Below are 21811 nucleotides of genomic sequence, written 5' to 3'. Positions count from 1 at the left end.
GTTAGCTAATTTCCTATCGCCCTCGTAACTTCACTTAGCCCATTATTCGTCATCTCGGAAGTGAGGGACGAGCTATCCGTGATCTACTCAAAGCGTGATTGAGCGTTAAAGAAGCCAGTGAATTCAATAACTCTACAACGCGTAGTTAGTAGATTCCCTATCGCCCTCGCGGGCATTCACTGTAGGGAATGACGGAGGGTTTTGATTGAGCGTTAAAGAAGCCAGTGAATTCAATAACTCTACAACGCGCGTATAGTAGATTCCCTATCGCCCTCGCGGGCATTCACTGTAGGGAATGACGGAGTTAGGGTTAGCATTCATTCTAAGGAATGACGGAGTTAGAAAGTTACAATTTCTTCGTCCACGCTGTTGCTGCTTGATCAATTAAATCATATGCATGATCAAAAGCTTCTTTACTGAGACGGTATGGATCGGGAATGTCTTGTTGACCAATCCATTGGCCAAACAGCATTGTTTTTCCGCGTGCTTCTGGAGCAATGCTCGTAACGGCATCGATATGCCCTTTTTCCATCACTAAAATCAGATCGTAATCACGGCATAAATCGCTAGTCAGTTGCTGTGCTTGATGGCCTTCAAGAGAATAACCATGAGCCAGTGCAACCTCAGCTGCCATTTTATCGGCAGGCTTGCCAGCTAAACCACTTTTAGCTGTGCCGACACCAGCAGAGGCGATGTGTTTATTGGGTAACTTTGCTTGTAGGATACGTTCGCCAGAGGGTGAACGACAGATATTGCCTACACAAACAACAAGAATTTTATTGAACATAGAGATAGATTCTAAGGTTAAAAGTTTCGAGATTATTAGGTTCGTGTCTCTAATAACTACTTCAAATTCATGTAGTAATTCATACCTTCAGATAGCTGATTAAAGCTGCCAATGGTTGGAACTAACTGTTGAATCACACGGTTCCAACGCGCAATTGGTGCCGCGGTCACATACACCACATCGTAAGGTTGTAATTCAAACTCGGTACCAACCACTAATGCCGTCGCATCTTTAATATTTAACTGGTAAATATTTGCCGCAGGCGCATGCGGTGTTTTTGTTAAATCAGCATGGTTAGCGCGAATAACAAACACCCCAGTAGCATCGGCTTGTAGCTCATTAATGCCGCCGACACCGCTTAATGCTTCGGTTAAGCTCATGCCTGCACGATCAATTTTTAGTAATTTAGGCTCTTTAACTTCACCTAAAACAAACACTTTTTGCGCATCATTACGTGGCACATGAACAATATCGCCATTACGTAATAAGCGGTTTTGCTTTAAATCGCCACGTTGCATCAGTGCATATAGCGATAGTGTTTGATCTTTACCGTCACGGGTTAGAGTGACATTGCGCCAATCGGCATCAGCAGCTAATCCACCTGACTTATTAATCGCATCTAGCAACGTTAACGGCACATTGGTAATTGGCTGTTGGGCTGGATTTTTCACTTCACCCGTCACGTAAGCTTTTTGAGCACGAAATGCAGCGACGTTAACATCTACTTGTGGTTTTTCAACATACTCAGCTAAGCGCTGGGCGATATCAGCACGCACTTGCGATACTGTTTTACCTGCAACTTTCACCTTGCCGATATAGGGATAAAAAATGGTGCCATCAGCATGAACCCAGTTACCTGCTTCACTTGCACTACGGTAAGAGCCCGCAGGAATGGTCAGTTCAGGGTGATCCCAAATCGTAATATTAAGAATATCACCAGGGCCTATATGGTATTCGTAACTCGCCAACTCTTGTTCAAGCTGGGTGTTTACCTGTGCCGCAACTTTAGCCGTTTTAAATTGGCTAACATTGTTAACGGTCAGTGGAAACACATTAACTTGCTGAGCAAGCGTTGGTTGTTGCGAGTTCGTCTCAGCAACATGCTTACCATCAAGGCTAAGATGCGATCCTGGCATACTACAGCCTGCTAACATCACTGATGCCACTGCTGTGACAAGCAATTTTTTTGATAATTCCATTAGATTAAGTTCATCTCAGCATTGATGGATGGGAATATATTTTCAAATGAGCATGCTACCGCCCGAAGGTTACAGCTCCTCACTTGCTTTAAAAAAGTATCATTTTTTTGTTGACAGACAATCATAATCACCGTGAATATATAGTGATAATAATCAGTGCATCATTTACATATCTATCTAAAAAAAGCGCAATGGATTTACTTTAATCACATTGAGCCCAATTATGTTGCTGACGGATTCTACTTAATTTCAATATAAAATGAAATATAAAAATTTGTCCATTTAATATCTAGATCACATTAAACAACCACATGTAACTAATTGTAAATGAAGCAATAAACACAAATTCCAACATTTTACAACCCATCAGCCACACCAATCCCACTCATTATTACATAACGGTGATCAATATCACACTTTATGCACACCACTGTATAGAAAGTAAAAAAATGTCACACTGTTCTATGCTGTTATTCAGTATAATTATCCATTCAGTGTTTTTATAAATCACATTATAAAACGTCATTTTATTGACGGCCTATATATTATTTTTATCGATAAGGATTTACATCATGAAAAAGAATGCATTAGTTCTTCTAGCAGCTCTAGCTATGTCTTCACCTGCATTTGCTGGCGGTTATGTTGCTGATGACGCTGCACCAGTAGATGCAGCAGCAACACAAACAGGTACTACAGCGGGTACAACAACTGCAGCTGGTACTGCAGCGGGTACTACAGCAGCAGTTGTTGTTGGTGCAGCAGCAGCAGTTGCAGCAGTTGCTATTGCAGCAAACGATTCTGGCAACACCAACTCAACAACGACATCTACTTCTACATCGACTTCTGCTAGCGCAGCTAAGTAATTAATGTCGTTTGACCTGATAAAAATTTAGGTTAATAAAAAAATAACCGTGCTTGTCACGGTTATTCTGTTTGTAAATAGGGGCGATGATTGCCATCTCTCGCTTTAATATGGCCTATCGGAAGCGCGACCCAATGCTAAAAAAAACCACCTCTCATATTATTTCAACCTTAGCAGCACTCTTAACCGCCACTTTATTGACGTCTGGCTGTAGCCAAAAAATAGCCAGTGTTAGAGATACGGTTAATGTCGCTGTCTACGGTACCGCGGATATTCATAAATCAGCACAAGAGGTTGCTGTATTACCTTATGCCAGCACCTACGTTCGCATTGACGACCAATCTCAACTTTTTATGGTATTAGCTCTGGCAGAAACAGCCACGGGCGCAACCATTAATAATGCCAATGCAACGGCTACTCCAGCTCAACTTAAATGGCTGGCAAGCGATAACGGCATGTTGATCACTCAAAGTGGTCGCATTATAAAAACCGTCAATCTAGCTCAAGGTAATTTATTGGGTACTCACGCAAAAACAGCAGATCCATTGAGCTTAGGGCTACATTTAGCGTCAACGCCTACCACTTGGCAGCGCACAATTGATTGGCAACCGGGTTACCACATTGGTTATCAACTTGATTCTGATTTTGTTTTTCAGCGACCTGAAGTGTTAACCATTAACGGTAAATCAGTGCCGGTATTGCGTTTTAATGAAAATGTCACCGTCAAGCAGCTTGATCGCCACTACAGCAACACTTTTTGGATTGAGCAACATACGGGAAGAGTAGTAAAGAGCCTGCAATATTTAGCGCCCTCTTTACCAAATGTTGAAATGACTATTCTTAAACCTTTTGGCTAACGGTAGCATCTTTTATGTCTTGTTCAGTTTTTAATTTATTCTCTCGCCAACGCACCTATGCTGCGATGGCGAGTTTGTGCTTATTCGTTGCTATGCCTGCCATCGCACAAAGCACTATTGCCTTACACGCTAATGGTCATTCGGCAGCCGCTGTCACTTTGCAGTACGCCGACTCAGTACGGTTAGCACAAGTTGTTAGCGATAGCCTTAAGCAGCGTACAACAGCGACAGCACCATATTGGCTTGGCAGTAGCTTAACCACCACCACAGTGCCAAGCGCTAAAGCAACGTTAATTAAGCAGCTAACCACATTAAGCCAACAGCACAATGACGATGCAGCACTTAGCCGCAGCTTTGCCAATACCGCGCAATGGTTACAGCAACAGATTCAAACTCAGCGCTTACCTGTGGCCATTGATATTGACAAAGTACGTTTACATAATGCTGATAACCCATTATTAAACGGTAACTATCAGCTTAATTTGGCTAATCGTCCAACGTCTATCACAGTCATTGGTGCGATTGAAGCCCCACAACAGCTTGATTGGCAACCACGAATGGCTGCGAGTGACTATTTAGCCCATGTCACGCCACTTGATATTGCAGCCAACAGCGAAGTCACGGTTATTCAGCCTGATGGCGTAGTGCAGCAACACCCCATTGCTTACTGGAATAAAGCTCATTTGGATATTGCCCCTGGCGCAATTATTTATATTGGCTACCAATCTTTATTTAATGATTATCGTGATTTAAACCATGATATTTCTTCAATGCTAATCAACAGGACGTTGTAATGAACTCTGTCACCTCGGCTGCAACTCGCCGTCACCACTATCAACGTCCGTTATTTGCCCTGTCGACATTAGCAATAGCGTTATTACCGTTATGTCATGCGCAAGCTGATAGCTTTAGCTACCCTGAAATGCGTTATTCCAATAGTGATTTCGGCGGTGTCGGTTTAATGCAAATGCCGACAGCACGTATGCATCAGGAAGGCGAATTTACTTTTGGTACTACCATTAGCAGTGATTACCACCATTACTGGGCATCATTGCAGTTATTACCATGGCTAGAAACGACTATTCGTTACACCCAAGTGCCGGATCTTTACTACAGTGGTGATCACAGCTTTAGTGGCGATACCCTATACACAGATAAAGGTATCGATGCCAAAGTCCGTTTATGGCAAGAATCTTATTGGTTACCAGAAGTCGCGATCGGTATTCGTGACCTTGGCGGTACAGGCTTATTTGATGGCGAATTCATTGCTGCCAATAAACGTGTCGGCCCATTAGATTTCACGCTTGGTTTAGGTTGGGGCTATATCGGCCAACGCGGCAACATCACTAACCCATTTTGTAAGGTCAGTGATACTTTTTGCGATCGTAATAATGGTTTCAAAAATAACGGCGGTAGTTTTGATACTCAACGTTGGTTTAAAGGCAATGCTGCTCTTTATGGTGGTGTTGAATACCAAACTCCGTGGCAACCATTACAGCTTAAATTAGAGTATGACGGTAACGATTATACTGATGATTTTCGTGCTAATCGTGGCCATGATATGACGCCTAAATCACCATTTAATTTTGGTGCAGTTTATCAATTAAGTGATTGGGCAACGGCAAATATCAGTTATGAGCGTGGCACGACTGTTAGCTTTGGTTTAAGTGTTAATACTAACTTTAATCAACTTAAAGCCAGTTGGTTAGATGAGCCAATGCCAACGGTAGCAACGACGCCGACAACAAATAATTTAACTACCGAGCAATGGCAACAGTTAGCTCAAGATGTTGAAAAAATTGCTGGTTATAAAAATCCAACTATTTACCAACATGGCGACAATAGCATTACTGTGGTTGCCGAGCAGGTTAAATATCGCGATCGTGATCAAGCCCAATTACGCGCCGGAATTTTATTAAATAACCAAGCGCCTGCAGTTGAACAATTCAACATTATTGAAACAGTGGCTAACCAGCCGATCACAGAAACTATTCTCAATCGTCAGCAACTACTGCAAGTCGCTAACAATGATTATATCGGCAGTCATATTGATGACAGTCGTACCACGGTTGCACCGAGCACCATTCAAGGTCAGCAAATGGTTGATCTTAATCAGAACTGGAACGTGGGTGTAGCGCCGACTCTGCAGCAATCATTAGGCGGTTCTGAAGGCTTCTACATGTTTAATGTTGGAGTTACGGCCAGTGCTGACTATTGGTTTAATAACCACTTCACTGTTGGTGGCTCGGTGTATTTAAACCTCTACGATACCTACGATAAATTTAAATACGATATTCCGCCTGATGGTACTCATAATAAACGTGTGCGTACTTTAGTGCGTCAGTACATTACTGATAATACATTACGTATGAATAACTTACAGCTAACGTGGCTAGATCAACTATCAAGTGATTGGTATGCCCAAGCGTATGCGGGTTATTTAGAAGTGATGTTTGGTGGCGTTGGTGGCGAAGTGCTTTACCGCCCTGTTGGCAGTAATTGGGCATTAGGGCTTGATGTCAATTATGTTAAGCAGCGTGATCCGCATTCAGCATTTGGATTCTTTAAAGATCAAAACCAATACGATGATCATTTAGGCCGTCCATATGAAGTTCAAACTGGTACTACAACCGGTAATTTAACCGCATATTACCAACCGCAATGGCAATGGTTACCTAATACGTTACTAAAAGTCAGTGCTGGACGTTATTTAGCCGAAGATACTGGCGTCACTATCGATTTCTCAAAGCAATTTGATAGCGGCATTATCGCTGGTGCCTTTATTTCTAAAACCAGCATGACAGCAGAAGAATATGGTGAAGGTAGCTTTAATAAAGGTTTCTATGTCTCAATTCCATTTGACATTCTAACCGTTAAGCCAAGCACTAGCCGTGCCCATATCTCATGGTTACCAATGAATCGTGATGGTGGTCAAATGCTAGGCCGTCAATATCACCTTTATGACTTAACCGATGGACGCCAACCATGGAGCGGACGCAAAGCGTTTAATAATTAAATTGAGTCAATAAATCGATAACTCATTCGTGGGTTATCGATTTTTGTCACCATTCGACTCATTTTTATAAATACGCACTTTTTACGATTGCATTAACAGCAAATAACACCAATAAAAAATACCAAAAAGGTATAAATAATTCCATATTAACAGCTTGTTACACTCTAAAACCCAAAAAAAATGAAACAGCGTTTAATTGCTATGTCATTCAAAAAAAATGCATTATTATATATGAAAAATATATCCCGATAGCATTTGTTATTGTAGGGTATAGACAAGCACTTTCATATAATAGTGCGAAAATTACCGGCTTAAGTCGGATCTATTACAATTAGGAAAATACGGCAAATATTATGAAAAAAACTTTTCTAGTACTACCTCTTGCTCTTCTTGTATCTGGCGCGGTAAATGCTGCAACAGATAACCCGTTTTATGCTGGTGCTCGTTTAGGTAATAGCTTCTACGACATTAAACAAGAAACAAACAAAATTGATGTTGATAACAAAAACCTTTCTGGTGGTGTTTTCGCTGGTTACCAAATCACACCATGGTTTGCAGCTGAAGTAGGTTACACTAACCTAGGTAGCGCGAGCGTTACTAATGGCCAAGGTAAATTTACTGCTCAAGGTGCTGACCTTGTAGGTAAGTACTCTTACGCTATCAACGATAAAATCGATGTGTTTGGTAAGCTAGGTGCTTTCTACTACGATTGGAACGCTAAAAACGGCGCAACTCACGATGACAACGGTTGGGCTGCAACTGCTGGCGTTGGTGCTGAGTACTACATCAACAACAACGTTTCTACACGTGTTGAGTACCAATACTACAAAGATGTTGGCGGTGCTGACATTCAATTCGCTGGCGTTTCTCTAGCATACCATTGGGGCGCTCCAGCTCCTGTTGTTGCTCCAGAAGTTATTTATGTTGATCAAGTATCTGTAGCAACAATCGAAGAGCTTAAGCTAACTGTACCTTTCGCGTTCGATAGTTCTAAAATTACTGCTGGCGATGCTGCACACCTAGTGCCTTTCGAAGAGCGTCTAAACCAATACCCTGAAGCAACAATCACTGTTGTTGGTCACACTGACAGCACTGGTCCTGAAGCTTACAACCAAAAGCTTTCAGAAGAGCGTGCAGAAGCTGTTGCTAAAGAACTACGTGCACACCTAAACATGGGTGAAGATCGTATTCTTAGCGAAGGCCGTGGTGAGCTAGATCCAGTTGCTTCTAACGATACAGCTGAAGGCCGTGCTGAAAACCGTCGTGTTGACATCATCGTTCCTGAGCTAAACATCGAAACTGTTACTCAAGTTGTTGCTCAGTAATTATTACTGATGCTGTAGCTTAGTACGGCGTATTTATTAGGTAACTAGTAAGCGCTAATAATCCGCCATAACTTCACGGTTATGGCGGATTTTTTTGTTTCGGGGAAGATGGAAAGATAAGTGATAAGAATAAAAGATTACGAGTAGCGAGTGGTGAGTAGCGAGGTAAGCAGGTAAACAAATAAGTAAATGAGTGGCGAGTAGCTAGTAGCGAGAAAGCAGGATAAGCAGGATAAGCAGGATAAGCAGGATAAGCAGGATAAGCAGGATAAGCAGGATAAGCAGATCATAATGGCTGGTATAAAGAAAATACAGTGTGGCAGAGCTAAAATCAAAAGTAAAAAAAAGCCCAACTCATAATATGAATTGGGCTTTTTTAAATAACCAATTAATGATTCAGTTGCTTACGTTTCCAAACAACATCACCAATACCATCACTTGGTTTAAAGTCTGTAGGAGCATCAATTAATATTTGACGAATTTGTTCGTGCTCAAAGTCATGGCAAGCACTATCTAATTGTTCAAGAATTTGTTGATATTCAATTAATGGTAGAAAACGTTCATTAGCCATCATGATACGACTATGCTCGGTTTCATTAACATTATCACCAATTAATAACTCTTCGTATAACTTTTCACCAGGACGTAATCCGGTATATTTAAACTCGATATCACCATATGGGTTTTGTTCTGACTTCACTTCAAGTCCTGATAATTTAACCAAATTCTCAGCTAAACTCACTATCTTGACAGGTTTGCCCATATCCAGCACAAACACATCTCCCCCTTTACCCATCGCACCAGCTTGAATCACTAACTGCGCAGCTTCTGGAATAGTCATAAAATAGCGAATAATATCAGGATGAGTAATTGTAATCGGCCCACCTTCTTTGATCTGACGTTTAAATAATGGGATCACTGAACCGGAAGATCCAAGCACATTACCAAAACGTACCATACAAAAACGGGTACCATTAGGTTTCAATGCTTCTTGCTCAGCTAAAGCTTGCAGGCCTAATTCAGCCATACGTTTAGTAGTACCCATCACATTTGTTGGTCGCACTGCTTTATCAGTAGAGATCAATACAAATGAAGATACGCCTGCATTAATTGCAGCTTGAGCAGTATAAAAAGTACCAAAAACGTTATTACGTACACCTTCAACAACGTTATATTCAACCATCGGAACATGCTTATAGGCAGCCGCATGATAAATAGTATCAACGTTAAAAGTGGTCATAATAGCTTCAAGACGATTAATCCGTTGCACTGAACCTAATAATGGAATTAACTCAACAACTAAACCGCGCTTGTCGATATATTCGGATAATTCTTTTTCAATGCTATATAGCGCAAATTCAGAGAGTTCAAACAATAATAACGTTTGCGGTTGGTGTAAAATAATCTGTCGACACAACTCAGAACCAATAGAGCCGCCCGCGCCAGTCACCATCACGACCTTATTCTTAATATTTGCTTCCATTAACTGTTCGTTAGGTAATACAGATTCACGACCAAGCAGATCTTCAATAGGTACATCATGGAGCTGATCTAATGACACATTATCATGCACAATAGCATCAAGATTCGGAATAGACAGCACTTCAACAGGAAGATCAACTAAGGCACTAATAATCGTTTTACGCTGACTACGGGTTGCACTTGGCATTGCTAATAATACTTGCTTAACATCAAACTTTGATACTAAACATGATAACTTCTCACGCTTATATACTGTTAAACCTTGCAATACATTACCTTGCAATTTTTTATTATCATCAATATAAGCAACTGGATTTAGCTCATCACCTTGACGTAATAAATTAACCAGTTGTCGCCCTGCTACACCGCCACCATAAATAATCACATTTGGCTTACGCTTCATCTCCAGCTGAGCAAAGAAGACACGAACAGATAGTCGAGCTCCCCCCGTGAGTATGAACAAATAACCTAAATAAATAACAACGACAGTACGCGGAACCCAAATACCAAAAAAGTAAGTCGCTAATACAAATATAACTGTTGAGACTAAACTACCAACACCTAATGTAAAAATAGCGTGTACACTTAAATAGCGTAAAATAGCGCGATAATAGCCAATTCGAATAAAACACGTAATAGTGAGTACTGAAATAAATGATACTAAGTACCAATAATCAATACTACGCGTTTGATCAAACTCACCTAAGCGAGTCCAAAAAGCACCCCAAAAAGCAATTTGTATAAAAATCAGATCAATAAAGACACTTATTGCGCGCTTATAAGGTCTAGGAATTGAGAAAAAAGTATCGATAATAGCCATACATCCTCAAGAATGAGCAATACCCATCTCATGGTTTAATTTAAATTGTCACAAAAGAAGTTCGATAATTACTTAACGGCATCACCAGCACCACTACCTGTCGCCGTCATTATTATATATTTAAAATAATCTTTTATCGTTAAGGTATCGAGCATTTTTTTATCTGTTTCTGCTAATAACTTTGGAGTAGACATATCAATATTTTGAACTTGAGATAAGCCTGTAATGCCTGGTAAGACTTTATAAATACCAAGCTTATCTCGTTCAGCTATTAACTCTTGTTGATTAAATAAATTCGGACGAGGACCAACAAAGCTCATATCACCTTTTAAAACATTAATTAATTGAGGTAATTCATCGATCTTTGTTTTACGAAGAAAATGGCCTAAACGAGTAATTGATGTATTACTCGCCAAATGACTTGCAACTGATTGAGTATCTACAGTCATTGTCCTAAATTTAATTAGTTTAAATGGCTTTTGGTTCTTTCCAACGCGTGTTTGAATAAATACAGGAGATCCCGTATCAAACATACCAATAACAACAATAATTAAGAGAATTGGCCATAAAAGTAACAGACCACAAAAAGAAAACACTATGTCAAATACTCTAATTTTAAAAAATTCATTCATTCTTATTTAGTCTCTATTTTATATTTAGTTGGTCGCCAAGATATTTTATTCCTAGTTTCTTCATCATCAACTTTCAAATCATTAATAAGTTGACCAATCATCTGCTCTTTATTAAACAACCGACCTAATAATAAGAAAAAACTTCTAGGTATTGGTATTTGATATAATTTACGACCTAAATTTTCAGCTATTGTGTTAGTGAATTCTGAAATAGAAACAGTATATCCATCAGATGCCAAAATAATTTGACCATCCGCTTCCTCACTATTTAAGCAAAAATTAATTAAACTACATAGATTATGTATAGATATAAAACTTCTTTCGTTATGAATTGCCTTAAATGGCAATATTGCCGTTTTTTTAACTAGACTTAAAAGACTTTTATAATTACCAGGAGCATCAGCACCATAAACTAAAGTTGGTCTTATTATAACCAATTTCATTCCTGATTCTTCCGATATTTTTTTCAAATCAATTTCAGCATGATACTTAGATGTGGCATAACTATTATGTGGATTCGGCATATCTGAAGAACGAAATGGCTCATCTTTAGTTTCAACACCATTAACACCAATAGTACTTATAAATATAAATTTTTTCACTCCTGCATTTGCAGCTTGTTTAGCAAGGTTAACAGTGGCTAAATAATTAATTTCAGTATAATCATCATTTGAATAAGACTTTGAATGCGCTAATCCTGCTAAATGAATAACGCTATCAACATCAGTTAAAGCTTCTTTCCAATCTGTTTTAGATGTTAATGATTCAATAAGATAAGTATCATTAGCATCATTATTCGCAGGCTTTCTTACAATGCGTCGAATATTATTAGAATAAGCGTTATAATAATTTCGTCCAATAAATCCAGTAGAGCCCGTAAGTAACACTTTACTTAACATTAAATAACCTTTTTACTGCTAATATTATAATTATGATGAAAAATGCAAATTTTTCAGAACTTGAACGTCTACATTTATTTGCCATCATCGATAATTTAAATAAACTAAAAGAAGTATTTTCTTTTAATAACTTTATTGGCTTATTATTCAAACCAATAAAATTCGCTTGCACTAATACTTTATTAAATGCATCTCCAGATAGAATAACCTTGAGCCTTCGTATTATTGAAGATAATCCATTGTTTGCTCCTACTTCATTGCTGCTGTGTTGCCGATAAAGCATTAGAGCTTTATTATCAATATACCACTTAAAATTATTACCACGAGAAAATGAATAACAATACCAATCATGAAGCCATAATTTATTTATTTCATCTTTTTTATCTAATAATGACTTTTTAATATCCAAGGATAATTTTCTAGTCAATAAGAAAGAACAGCCAGGACCAGACGATTCAAAAACATAATCATAATCGACTTGAGGATAATCTTTTTTTATCAACTTTTCGCGTCCATCCTCCCAAAAAGCTAATACATTACTAGATACCGCATCACAATTATGTAGATTAATCATCTCCACAGCATGATGAAGCTTGTTCGGCAACCAGATATCATCTTGATCAGCAAATGAAACATAACAATAATCAGAAAAGTCTACATCGGTTAATAGCCTAAAGAAATTTTGCCCTGCACTTCCATATCGCAGACCATACTCAAGGATATATATATTATCGTGATTTTTTTCATACTCATTTATAATATCTAGAGATGAATCAGTTGATAAATCCAAACTTATATAAACATCAATAACTACATCAACTTGAGATAATATACTATCAAGTTGTTCTTTTAAATATTTCTCACCATTATAAGCGGCCAATAACACACATATTTTTTTCATAAATAACTCTAACAATCATTTAAACATTAACATCAAATAATTTTCATATGGCTGAACTATTTTCAATGACGAATAAAAAAACACAAAAGAAATCAATATAAGTAACAAGAAATATGCTAACTTAAACTTTCTAGACAAATATTTTAATGGTAAAATTAAAGCTGAAAGATCAAAAATACCTAAAACTTCGGTGAAGCGAAGAGAAAAAACATCATTCCAAGAAAATATAATTTGTAAAAACAAACTACAAGCTAGAAAATATACGAAAATTTTTTCTTTTTCATTTATATAATCAAACACAAAAGCTAAAATAAAATAAAATAAAAATAATCTAATTAAATAATATGCTGAAAATGCTGACAGTTTAGTTGTATGGTAAGAGCCATCTATATATACATCAATTCGACTAGAGCCAATTAAGTGTATAACCTCAATACATAAGGGCGACAGAAAATAAGCTATCAATGGTATAAAAAATAAAACATATCGCTTCTTTAAAAAAGAGCAATAATTATAAATCAAAAAAAACAAAGGTATTATAATCACTGATAAATGGAATGTTAATCCAGTTAGCATTAATACAATACTTGTTTTTTTCTTATTATTATACCAGTATAATACTGCACATGATGCTATTCCCATAGCTATAGCTACACGAACTTGAGTAAATTCCTGAGTTAAATATAGCCTTGAAAAAACTAATAACACTAATATACCAACAAACTTATTATCAAAAGCTAATTTGCAAAATGTATATTTAGCAATAACACTAATAGCCGCTATTATTATAAAAAACAAAGCAAAATTATTTGAAAAGATTGTTACTAATTTATACAAAAAGAGAAAACCGACATCTTTCCCCTGTAAAACATATGCTATAAAGTTTTTCTTATCACCACTTAACCAAGATATATATGTATTATAATCATGATCTACACTAGGTACTCTTAATCCTGCAAAAAAAATAACAAATAATAATAATGAGTATGTATATAGGTTTACTATTCTTACATAAGATATATTTTTATTAAATACAAATCCATCATAAATATAGGCAAAAGATAATAGACCTAAAAATAATAAAATATAATAACTCATTTAAAATGGCCTTTCCCCATATTAGAAACAATACCATCAAATGCTGCTTTAGCTAAAAGTCCTAAAGAATAGAGGCGTCTTTTCGACATAAAAGAATAAAAAATAATATAATAAGGTATTTTTATTAAAGAAAGTGATTTTGAATTAAATGACATACTTTTTGAACGCATTAAATAAACAGCATTTCTAACAATAAAATAATTTCTAAAATCAGAGTGTAAATTAAAATTTCGACCAAATGATTTTGTTGTCTCATCACCTATACTATGTCTCATTATGACCGTTGGTATTATAAAAGATTTATATCCATAAAGATGATTGGCACGTTCTCCCCACTCAATATCAACCCAATCAATAAATAGCTCATCAACCATACTACCTATTTCTTTTAATACCGAAATACGAATAAGAGAACCAGAAGCAATGATGTAATCACTAACGACAGGCTCACTAGAATTGACATCAACAGGGACACGCTTCAAATAAAATAATTTTGTATGAATAGCGCTGACTGACTCATTTGTTTTTTCATCGATAAAGACTGGACCAACAGTTGCAACTTTTATACCTTTATCTAGTAATTTATTCTCAGCGTTTAATAAACCTTTAATCATATTATCAGGCAATCCACTATCTTGATCTAATAATAACACATGACTATAGTTATTATCCTGTGCATACTGGATTCCTATATTTTGAGCAGTTGCTATCCCTTTATTTTCATTTAATTCATAATACTTAATCTTATTAGGTATTGTATTTAGAATATCGTCTATTTCATTTTTAACAGAGATAGGAGAGTTATCAACGATACATATATCATTTACTTGATCTTTTAAGCTAATAAGTAATCTTTTTAATAATTCTTTTTCTGGATTAAATAAAACTATAATCGGTAAAACCATTATATTATCCCTGCCCTTGAAAGTGACGACGCCCCTTTACTAAAACAAATTTTAGTAAATAAAAATACCGCCTAAGTATCCACATATTTAATACTGTTTTGTGTGTATATTTATATAAATATTTGATTTTTTTTGATGCTTGTTCCAGAGTTTCATCTTTAACATAGCCACCAACCTTTACAAAACATTTTATTTTATTATCTATATCTGATTGTGGTAATAAATTTTTATTATATTTTTTCCAACCTAAATGTTCCACCGTTATATTTTTTGGCGTTCGACACGAATATAAATCAGGTCTAAGATAACGCATATGATCAGGATAAAATTTTGAATTTCCCTCTATCGACCAATCCCATCTAAATAATGTTGCTGTGGTATCAACAAATGACACGTACAGATCATTAATTTTTTTATCTGTATAGAGACTTTTCTCTTGAAGTAATATGTTTTTTAATTCTGGGTTTTCTTCTAAATAATCCCATGAAAGAGATAAACCTAATTTCCCAAGCGCACAATTATTATCCATTAAATTAATGGAATAACTTAACCAACATGGTTTAGCCTTACATTTAGAAAAATCAATATCACCATCAGTTAAATAAAAATATTTTGAGTCATGCCTATCTTTGATCATTTCAAGGTGTGAATTTAAACCTAATACCCATTCATTTTTTGTATTTCTTATAACTGTTACATTGTCTAGTTTATCCAATTTTTTTAAAATAGCCAAATGTTCTTTATTATCAGATGCATTATCAATTATATATATATGGTAATTTACAGTTACGGTATCAATAATAGAATGTATACATTGCTCAAGATATTCATTTTCATTTCTGGTCATTACTAAAATAGGTGTTTTCATTTAAATGTCTTTTTTTTAAATATAACTTCAATAAAATAACTAGTAGCTAAAAATGGATTAAAGCCTTTAATTAATGACTTAAAAAACAATCTGTCTTTATATGTAATAAAGAATAAAAAATTTGCTAATGCATAACTAACAACTGAAGATATAGCAATAATTTCCAAGTTTTTGTAATATATGCCGAAAAAATTTAATATTATATTTAAACATGCAGCATAAATAGTCTTCTTTAGTTCTGAATCATAATCCTTAATAATAACAAGATGATTTCCGGTTACGCCACCAAGAAATATAAAAAATAGCCCAAGAATATGAATATAATATAGACTCAATGATTCAGAATACTGATGAGAGAATATTTTAAAATAAAAATCACCGCCCAAACAATAGACAAATAATACAATGACTATATATATGGAAAATAACGCACTCACTATCAATGATATTAAATGATAATATTCTTCTTTTCTGTTTTTATATTTTTCAATTAGACTTGATATAAATATAGCTACAAATATTATAGATATAAAATTTAATGGTGTTGTTAACCTTGTGGAAGCGGAATAGACTCCAGCACTTCTATCGCTAATAAACCAACCAATCATTAATATATCGATTTGTGTAAATAATCCAACAACTATACTTGATAACATTAATTTAGAAGAACGTCTAAATATTGTTTTATATTTATTACTATTAAATGATATTTTGAAATATTTTCCCTTATCAAAAAGAAAATAAAAAACAAAAAAAGATAGCGCTTCTTTAATTAAGAATGTTGAGGCTATAGCTATAACGCCATAATTATTTTTTATACAAAAAATAACCACTATTGAAGTAATAACAAGGGAAATAAATTGCGATATGGTATATTCTTTAAACTTCCCTCTACCGTCAACTATCGATTGATAAAGATTTAATGAAACAAAAAACTTTGAAACTAAAATAGGCAACGCAATAAAAAAAACATCTGGCTTTGTAGTGTAGATTATAGCTAACATTACTATCATAAAAACTAAAAAACCTAAGACTCGCAACCCTGAGTAATAGCCATATCGTTTTTTTATAATATTAATATTATTAGAACCACATATAACAGTATATATTGAATTTAATCCTAATGTTATAAAAAAGGAAAAGAATAAAGATAAATTATTTATAAATGCAATTCTTCCTTGCTCTTCAGGTCCTAAATAGTTAATTATCATTATTCCAATTACTATACTATATATAATATCTATAGACTTGGATGATACGCCATATATAATTCGATTTAGCACTTAAACACCATATTTTAAAAGTAGCAGAGGATTATTATATCCTCCATTACTCCTTTACAAACAAATACTCTTTTTAAATTCATCGCCATTGATATCTTTTTCAGATAACTTAGGCTCATTGTCAAATAATGGCCAATCAATACCCAAATCTAAATCATTCCACAAAATAGAATGTTCTGCTGAAAAATTATAAAAATCAGTACACTTATAAACAAATTCAGCTTCATCACTCGTTACGTAGAAACCATGAGCAAAGCCTTCAGGAACCCAAAGTTGACGTTTATTTTCAGCTGAAAGGTAAACTCCAACCCATTGGCCAAATGTTGAAGAATCTTTTCGAATATCCACCGCAACATCGAAAACTTCACCAGAAACGACACGGACTAATTTACCTTGAGTATTCTCGGTTTGGTAATGTAATCCACGTAAAATGCCTTTTTTAGACTTTGAATGATTATCCTGTACAAATTTAGTCGGTTTACCGGTAACCAATTCTTCAAATTTCTTTTGATTCCAAGTTTCCATAAAGAAACCTCGCTCATCGCCAAAAACTGAAGGTTCGATAATTTTCACATCAGGAATACTAGTATCTATAACTTTCATTATTCTTCTCTAATTTAGTATTAAACGTAATCAACTAAATGATCTAATGCTAACTGCCAATTACTTGCTGGAATATTAAATACTGTTGTTATTTTATTAGTATTTAAAGTTGAATTGGCAGGACGTTTAGCTGGTGTTGGATACTCTTCTGTTTTAATTCCTTTAACATCAGGTGATTTAATTAAGAGTTCCTGATTCACTGCTTTATTAAAAATTTCTTGTGCAAACTCGCACCAACTAACATGGGGTAAACCTGAAAAATGATAAATACCATAGTTAGCACTATCAAATAAGTTATCTGAACCCATAATATTTTGTGCTATTTCAATTAATGCCGCAGCAATATCACCAGCATAAGTAGGGCCACCAAATTGATCATTCACTATTCCTAAAGCGTCTCTTTGCTGCGCAAGACGAAGCATGGTTTTTACAAAGTTATTGCCGTATTCACTAAATACCCATGCTGTTCGTAAAATAATATGTCGAGGGCAAGCTTCAGCAACTGCCTCTTCACCAGCAAGCTTGGTTATACCATAGATGCTTTGAGGGTTGACTAAATCAGTCTCTACATAAGTAGAATCTTTTGTGCCATCAAATACATAATCTGTAGATATGTGCAACATAAGTGCGCCAATATCATTAGCGGCCATCGCTAGATATTTAGGACCATCACGATTAATTGCGTATGAAAGTTCAATTTCTTGCTCTGCTTTATCAACCGCGGTATGTGCAGCCGCATTAATGATGACATTTGGTTTAAAAGAAGCGACATAACGACTAACTGCATCTTGCTGAGTAATATCAAGTTCTGCGCGATCAACTGCACAGATTTCAACATTTTTACGCTCCTGCAACAATTTAACTAAGCAACTACCAACTTGTCCATTGCAGCCTGTAATTAATATTTTCATTGTTACATCTCTATCTATCATTAATTAAACGCATTAAATACTGACCATATTCATTTTTCATCATTGGCTCAGCTAATTCTTTTACTTGCAGTGATGTTAACCAACCATTACGCCAAGCGATCTCTTCAAGGCAAGCGACTTTTAAACCTTGAATATTTTGAATTGTTTCAACGAATGAAGATGCTTCATGCAAGCTTTCATGAGTACCTGTATCAAGCCATGCAAACCCACGCCCCAATAATTCAACATTTAACGAGCCGTTATTTAAGTACATTTCATTTAATGTGGTTATTTCTAGTTCACCACGATGTGACGGCTTGACTTGTTTTGCCATTTCAATAACACGATTATCATAAAAATATAATCCTGTTACTGCATAATTTGATTTTGGTTGTAATGGCTTCTCTTCAATAGAAATAGCTTTCATATTGCTATCAAATTCAACGACTCCGAATCGCTCAGGATCTTTTACTTGATAGCCAAATACTGTTGCAACCCCTTGAGATGTCAATTCTTTAGCATGACTAAGTTGTTGTCCAAATGATTGGCCATAAAAAATATTATCACCCAACACTAAGCACACACTGTCATTACCAATAAATTCTTCACCGATAATAAATGCTTGCGCTAGACCATCAGGGGAAGGCTGAATAGCGTACTCAAGGTTAATACCAAAGTCACTTCCATCACCAAGTAGACGGCGAAAACTGTCATTATCTTCAGGTGTCGTAATAATAAGAATATCTTTAATACCCGCTAACATTAATGTCGATAACGGGTAAAAAATCATTGGCTTATCGTAAATTGGTAATAACTGCTTAGATACACCACGGGTAATAGGATACAGACGCGTGCCAGAACCACCCGCTAAAATAATGCCTTTCATAAATAGAGTCCGAGATTAATAATCTCTTAGGTTAGATAAAAACTAACCTAAGATAAAAAGAAAAAAGTATAAATTAATTACCTAAACGCTCACGGTTATATGAGCCATCTAACACTCGACTCCACCATTTTTGATTAGCCAAATACCATTCAACTGTTTTACGAATACCTGATTCAAAGGTTTCAGCTGGTTTCCAGCCAAGTTCACGGGCGATTTTAGAAGCATCAATAGCATAACGGACATCATGCCCAGGGCGGTCTGTCACATAAGTGATCAAATCTTGGTATTGAATAACACCATCTGGTTTATTAGGCACTAACTTTTCAAGCAACGAACAAATAGTTTTTACTACTTCAATATTGGCTTTTTCATTGTGACCACCAATATTATAGGTTTCACCAATTTCGCCTTGTGTGACTACGGTATAAAGCGCTGATGCATGATCTTCTACATATAGCCAATCACGTATCTGCATTCCATCACCGTAAACAGGTAATGCTTTACCGTCTAAGGCATTTAAAATAATTAGCGGAATCAACTTTTCAGGAAAATGGTAAGGACCATAATTGTTTGAGCAGTTAGTTACGATAGTTGGTAAACCGTAAGTACGCAGCCATGCACGCACTAAATGATCACTTGATGCTTTAGAAGCTGAGTATGGGCTTGATGGTTCATAGGATGTTGTTTCAGTAAACAAGTCATCGGTGCCTTCCAAATCACCATACACTTCATCGGTTGAAATATGATGAAAACGAAAGGCTGCCTTACGAGATTCATCTAATTGATTCCAGTAAGCACGTGTTGCTTCTAAAATTGTATAAGTACCAACAATATTAGTTTCAATAAATGCCGCAGGGCCATCAATTGAACGATCAACATGACTTTCAGCAGCTAAATGCATTACTGCATCAGGTTGATGCTCAGCAAAAACACGATCTAACTCTACGCGATCGCAAATGTCCACTTGCTCAAATGCATAACGATCATTGTTTTCAACTTCAACTAATGATTCTAAGTTTCCTGCATAAGTTAATTTATCAACGTTGATCACACTATCTTGAGTATTATTAATAATGTGACGAATCACAGCAGAGCCAATAAAACCTGCTCCACCTGTTACTAAAATCTTCACTTAATCACCTTTACTATAAATGTATATTATTTTTTAAAGTTTCTTATAAAATCAATAACTATAATTAACGCTGAACCTAAAATAACACCAAGAACCAATGCAATCATTACTAAATATGATGTACTAATTTCTTGTAGACGTTGTGTTTTTTGTACTTTTATAACATAAGGGCTATTAATATAAAACTCATGAGAAGTTAGCATCTTTTCTAATTTTATATTTTCTTTTTCAAGAAGTAACAACTTAGGCTCAAATATTGGTAATATATTTTTATCATTTAATATATTTAACTTTTCTTTTAAACCTAAAACCCCAAGACTAACATTGAAAATATCTTTATCATTACTTATATTAGCTAATGGTTTAATTATTTGTGCCGCTTGTGCAATCCTAATAGCATATATTGTCTTATTTTTTTCAATAACAACTTTTTCTTTCGCCTCTAACAATAATTTATTATATTTATAATAAACATCATCTTTATCGTCAGAAATTTCCTTATATATTATTGAGTTTATTTTTTCTAATGCTAGATTTGAAATAAACTTATTATAACCAACCAATATATTATTAATATTTTCTTTATCATTACTTTTATAGCTAGCTTGATGTGTTTTTTCATTTAATGAAAAATTATTAGGATTTATATCCAAACCCTTATTATCATTTGAAAAAATTACTTTATTTTCTAATGAATTATATATACCACTATAAATTTCAAATAATTTCACATTTGAAATTTCATAACTATGCTCGCTCTGATTTAACGTTGTGACAGATATATTTCCTAAAATACTCCACTCTGGTTTCTTCTGAGTAGAATAAAGTAAAGCACAACTAATAAACACACATACACATAATAATATAATTCTTTTATAAGACCATAATAATAACAAACAGTCAGATAGCTCATCTTTATTATTTAGAGAATTAGATTTATCAAAACCATTCTGTGCTTCACTCATATTTTCCCCATTAAAAACACGCTACCGCCCTTGGGATATGCTATACACCCACAAAGCATTAATTCTAATTTTTAAACTTACTCATAACCCCATGCTATAGCATGTAATTACGCCATTAATTTATCACTGTATTGCTGCACTAATTGCCAATCACTTGGACTTAATTCGCTTTTTGCGTCCAATAAGCTTTGTTTTACTTTCTGCTGCATCTGCACAATATCAGTAATACCTTGCAACTCACAATCTGCTGCCGCAAGTGAGATATGCCCACGTAAATAGCCACCAGCAAACAGTTCATCATCCGTTGCGCTGTCAATATTGTCATCAATAAGCTGTAGTAGCTTTTGCTCGTAATCGTGGATCATCTTCTATCCTTGCTG

General features: G+C 35.4%; 21 protein-coding genes. 5 read left to right on the top strand and 16 right to left on the bottom strand.

Annotated elements, in window-relative coordinates; genetic code table 11:
- Positions 1 to 346: 346 nt before the first annotated feature.
- Both PAND9192_RS11355 and PAND9192_RS11350 read right to left on the bottom strand, forming a co-directional pair.
- Positions 347 to 787, bottom strand: a complete 441-nt coding sequence (locus PAND9192_RS11355; protein ID WP_087820979.1) for an arsenate reductase/protein-tyrosine-phosphatase family protein — start codon at positions 785 to 787, stop codon at positions 347 to 349.
- Positions 788 to 843: 56 nt separating this feature from the next.
- Positions 844 to 1986 carry a polysaccharide export protein gene (locus PAND9192_RS11350; protein WP_087853909.1) on the bottom strand — a complete coding sequence of 381 codons (1143 nt, stop codon included), beginning with the start codon at positions 1984 to 1986 and terminating at the stop codon, positions 844 to 846.
- Between the two features lie 572 nt (positions 1987 to 2558).
- Between PAND9192_RS11350 and PAND9192_RS11345 the strand changes: the two genes are divergently transcribed.
- The 5 genes from PAND9192_RS11345 (at position 2559) to PAND9192_RS11325 (ending at position 8046) form a co-directional block, all read left to right on the top strand.
- Entirely contained in the window at positions 2559 to 2849 is a 291-nt protein-coding gene (locus tag PAND9192_RS11345) for a hypothetical protein (RefSeq protein WP_087853908.1), read from the top strand.
- 133 nt (positions 2850 to 2982) lie between these two features.
- Positions 2983 to 3705 carry a YjbF family lipoprotein gene (locus PAND9192_RS11340; RefSeq protein WP_087854121.1) on the top strand — a complete coding sequence of 241 codons (723 nt, stop codon included), beginning with the start codon at positions 2983 to 2985 and terminating at the stop codon, positions 3703 to 3705.
- A gap of 14 nt (positions 3706 to 3719) precedes the next feature.
- On the top strand, positions 3720 to 4499 hold the full coding sequence (locus PAND9192_RS11335; protein WP_087853907.1) for a capsule biosynthesis GfcC family protein: 780 nt from the start codon (positions 3720 to 3722) through the stop codon (positions 4497 to 4499).
- Positions 4499 to 6721 (top strand): YjbH domain-containing protein, encoded by a 2223-nt coding sequence (locus PAND9192_RS11330; RefSeq protein ID WP_087853906.1) that lies wholly within the window; start codon positions 4499 to 4501, stop codon positions 6719 to 6721. Before PAND9192_RS11335 ends, PAND9192_RS11330 begins: the two co-directional genes overlap by 1 nt.
- Positions 6722 to 7074: 353 nt before the next feature.
- Positions 7075 to 8046, top strand: coding sequence for an OmpA family protein (locus PAND9192_RS11325; RefSeq protein ID WP_087853905.1), 972 nt, complete (start codon positions 7075 to 7077; stop codon positions 8044 to 8046).
- Between the two features lie 388 nt (positions 8047 to 8434).
- On the opposite strand, the gene PAND9192_RS11320 is transcribed toward PAND9192_RS11325, so the two are convergent.
- The 14 genes from PAND9192_RS11320 to PAND9192_RS11255 all read right to left on the bottom strand — a co-directional run bounded on the left by PAND9192_RS11320 (position 8435) and on the right by PAND9192_RS11255 (position 21796).
- A complete protein-coding gene (locus PAND9192_RS11320; RefSeq protein ID WP_087853904.1) occupies positions 8435 to 10348 on the bottom strand; it encodes a nucleoside-diphosphate sugar epimerase/dehydratase in 1914 nt (637 codons plus the stop codon).
- Between the two features lie 68 nt (positions 10349 to 10416).
- Entirely contained in the window at positions 10417 to 10980 is a 564-nt protein-coding gene (locus PAND9192_RS11315; RefSeq protein WP_087853903.1) for a sugar transferase, read from the bottom strand.
- A gap of 2 nt (positions 10981 to 10982) precedes the next feature.
- Positions 10983 to 11879, bottom strand: a complete 897-nt coding sequence (locus tag PAND9192_RS11310; RefSeq protein WP_087853902.1) for an NAD-dependent epimerase/dehydratase family protein — start codon at positions 11877 to 11879, stop codon at positions 10983 to 10985.
- Entirely contained in the window at positions 11869 to 12780 is a 912-nt protein-coding gene (locus PAND9192_RS11305; RefSeq protein WP_087853901.1) for a glycosyltransferase, read from the bottom strand. Before PAND9192_RS11305 ends, PAND9192_RS11310 begins: the two co-directional genes overlap by 11 nt.
- A 15-nt stretch (positions 12781 to 12795) precedes the next feature.
- Positions 12796 to 13878 (bottom strand): EpsG family protein, encoded by a 1083-nt coding sequence (locus tag PAND9192_RS11300; protein ID WP_087853900.1) that lies wholly within the window; start codon positions 13876 to 13878, stop codon positions 12796 to 12798.
- Positions 13875 to 14783: a glycosyltransferase family 2 protein gene (locus tag PAND9192_RS11295; protein WP_087853899.1), complete on the bottom strand. Its 909-nt coding sequence runs from the start codon at positions 14781 to 14783 to the stop codon at positions 13875 to 13877. Before PAND9192_RS11295 ends, PAND9192_RS11300 begins: the two co-directional genes overlap by 4 nt.
- Positions 14784 to 14787: 4 nt before the next feature.
- On the bottom strand, positions 14788 to 15651 hold the full coding sequence (locus PAND9192_RS11290) for a glycosyltransferase family A protein (RefSeq protein WP_087853898.1): 864 nt from the start codon (positions 15649 to 15651) through the stop codon (positions 14788 to 14790).
- Positions 15648 to 16934 carry an oligosaccharide flippase family protein gene (locus tag PAND9192_RS11285; RefSeq protein WP_087853897.1) on the bottom strand — a complete coding sequence of 429 codons (1287 nt, stop codon included), beginning with the start codon at positions 16932 to 16934 and terminating at the stop codon, positions 15648 to 15650. Before PAND9192_RS11285 ends, PAND9192_RS11290 begins: the two co-directional genes overlap by 4 nt.
- Before the next feature lie 54 nt (positions 16935 to 16988).
- A complete protein-coding gene (rfbC, locus tag PAND9192_RS11280) occupies positions 16989 to 17537 on the bottom strand; it encodes a dTDP-4-dehydrorhamnose 3,5-epimerase (RefSeq protein ID WP_087853896.1) in 549 nt (182 codons plus the stop codon).
- A 20-nt stretch (positions 17538 to 17557) separates the two neighbouring features.
- A complete protein-coding gene (rfbD, locus tag PAND9192_RS11275; RefSeq protein WP_087853895.1) occupies positions 17558 to 18448 on the bottom strand; it encodes a dTDP-4-dehydrorhamnose reductase in 891 nt (296 codons plus the stop codon).
- Between the two features lie 10 nt (positions 18449 to 18458).
- Positions 18459 to 19334, bottom strand: coding sequence for a glucose-1-phosphate thymidylyltransferase RfbA (rfbA, locus tag PAND9192_RS11270; RefSeq protein ID WP_087853894.1), 876 nt, complete (start codon positions 19332 to 19334; stop codon positions 18459 to 18461).
- A gap of 73 nt (positions 19335 to 19407) precedes the next feature.
- Positions 19408 to 20466, bottom strand: coding sequence for a dTDP-glucose 4,6-dehydratase (gene rffG, locus PAND9192_RS11265; protein ID WP_087853893.1), 1059 nt, complete (start codon positions 20464 to 20466; stop codon positions 19408 to 19410).
- Between the two features lie 26 nt (positions 20467 to 20492).
- A complete protein-coding gene (locus PAND9192_RS11260) occupies positions 20493 to 21431 on the bottom strand; it encodes a hypothetical protein (protein WP_087853892.1) in 939 nt (312 codons plus the stop codon).
- 107 nt (positions 21432 to 21538) lie between these two features.
- On the bottom strand, positions 21539 to 21796 hold the full coding sequence (locus tag PAND9192_RS11255) for a YfcL family protein (protein ID WP_087853891.1): 258 nt from the start codon (positions 21794 to 21796) through the stop codon (positions 21539 to 21541).
- Between the last annotated feature and the right edge of the window lie 15 nt (positions 21797 to 21811).

Origin of the sequence: Photobacterium andalusiense (assembly GCF_900185625.1) — a bacterium.
GTDB lineage: Bacteria > Pseudomonadota > Gammaproteobacteria > Enterobacterales > Vibrionaceae > Photobacterium > Photobacterium aquimaris.
This window is presented reverse-complemented; position numbering and strand designations above follow the sequence as displayed.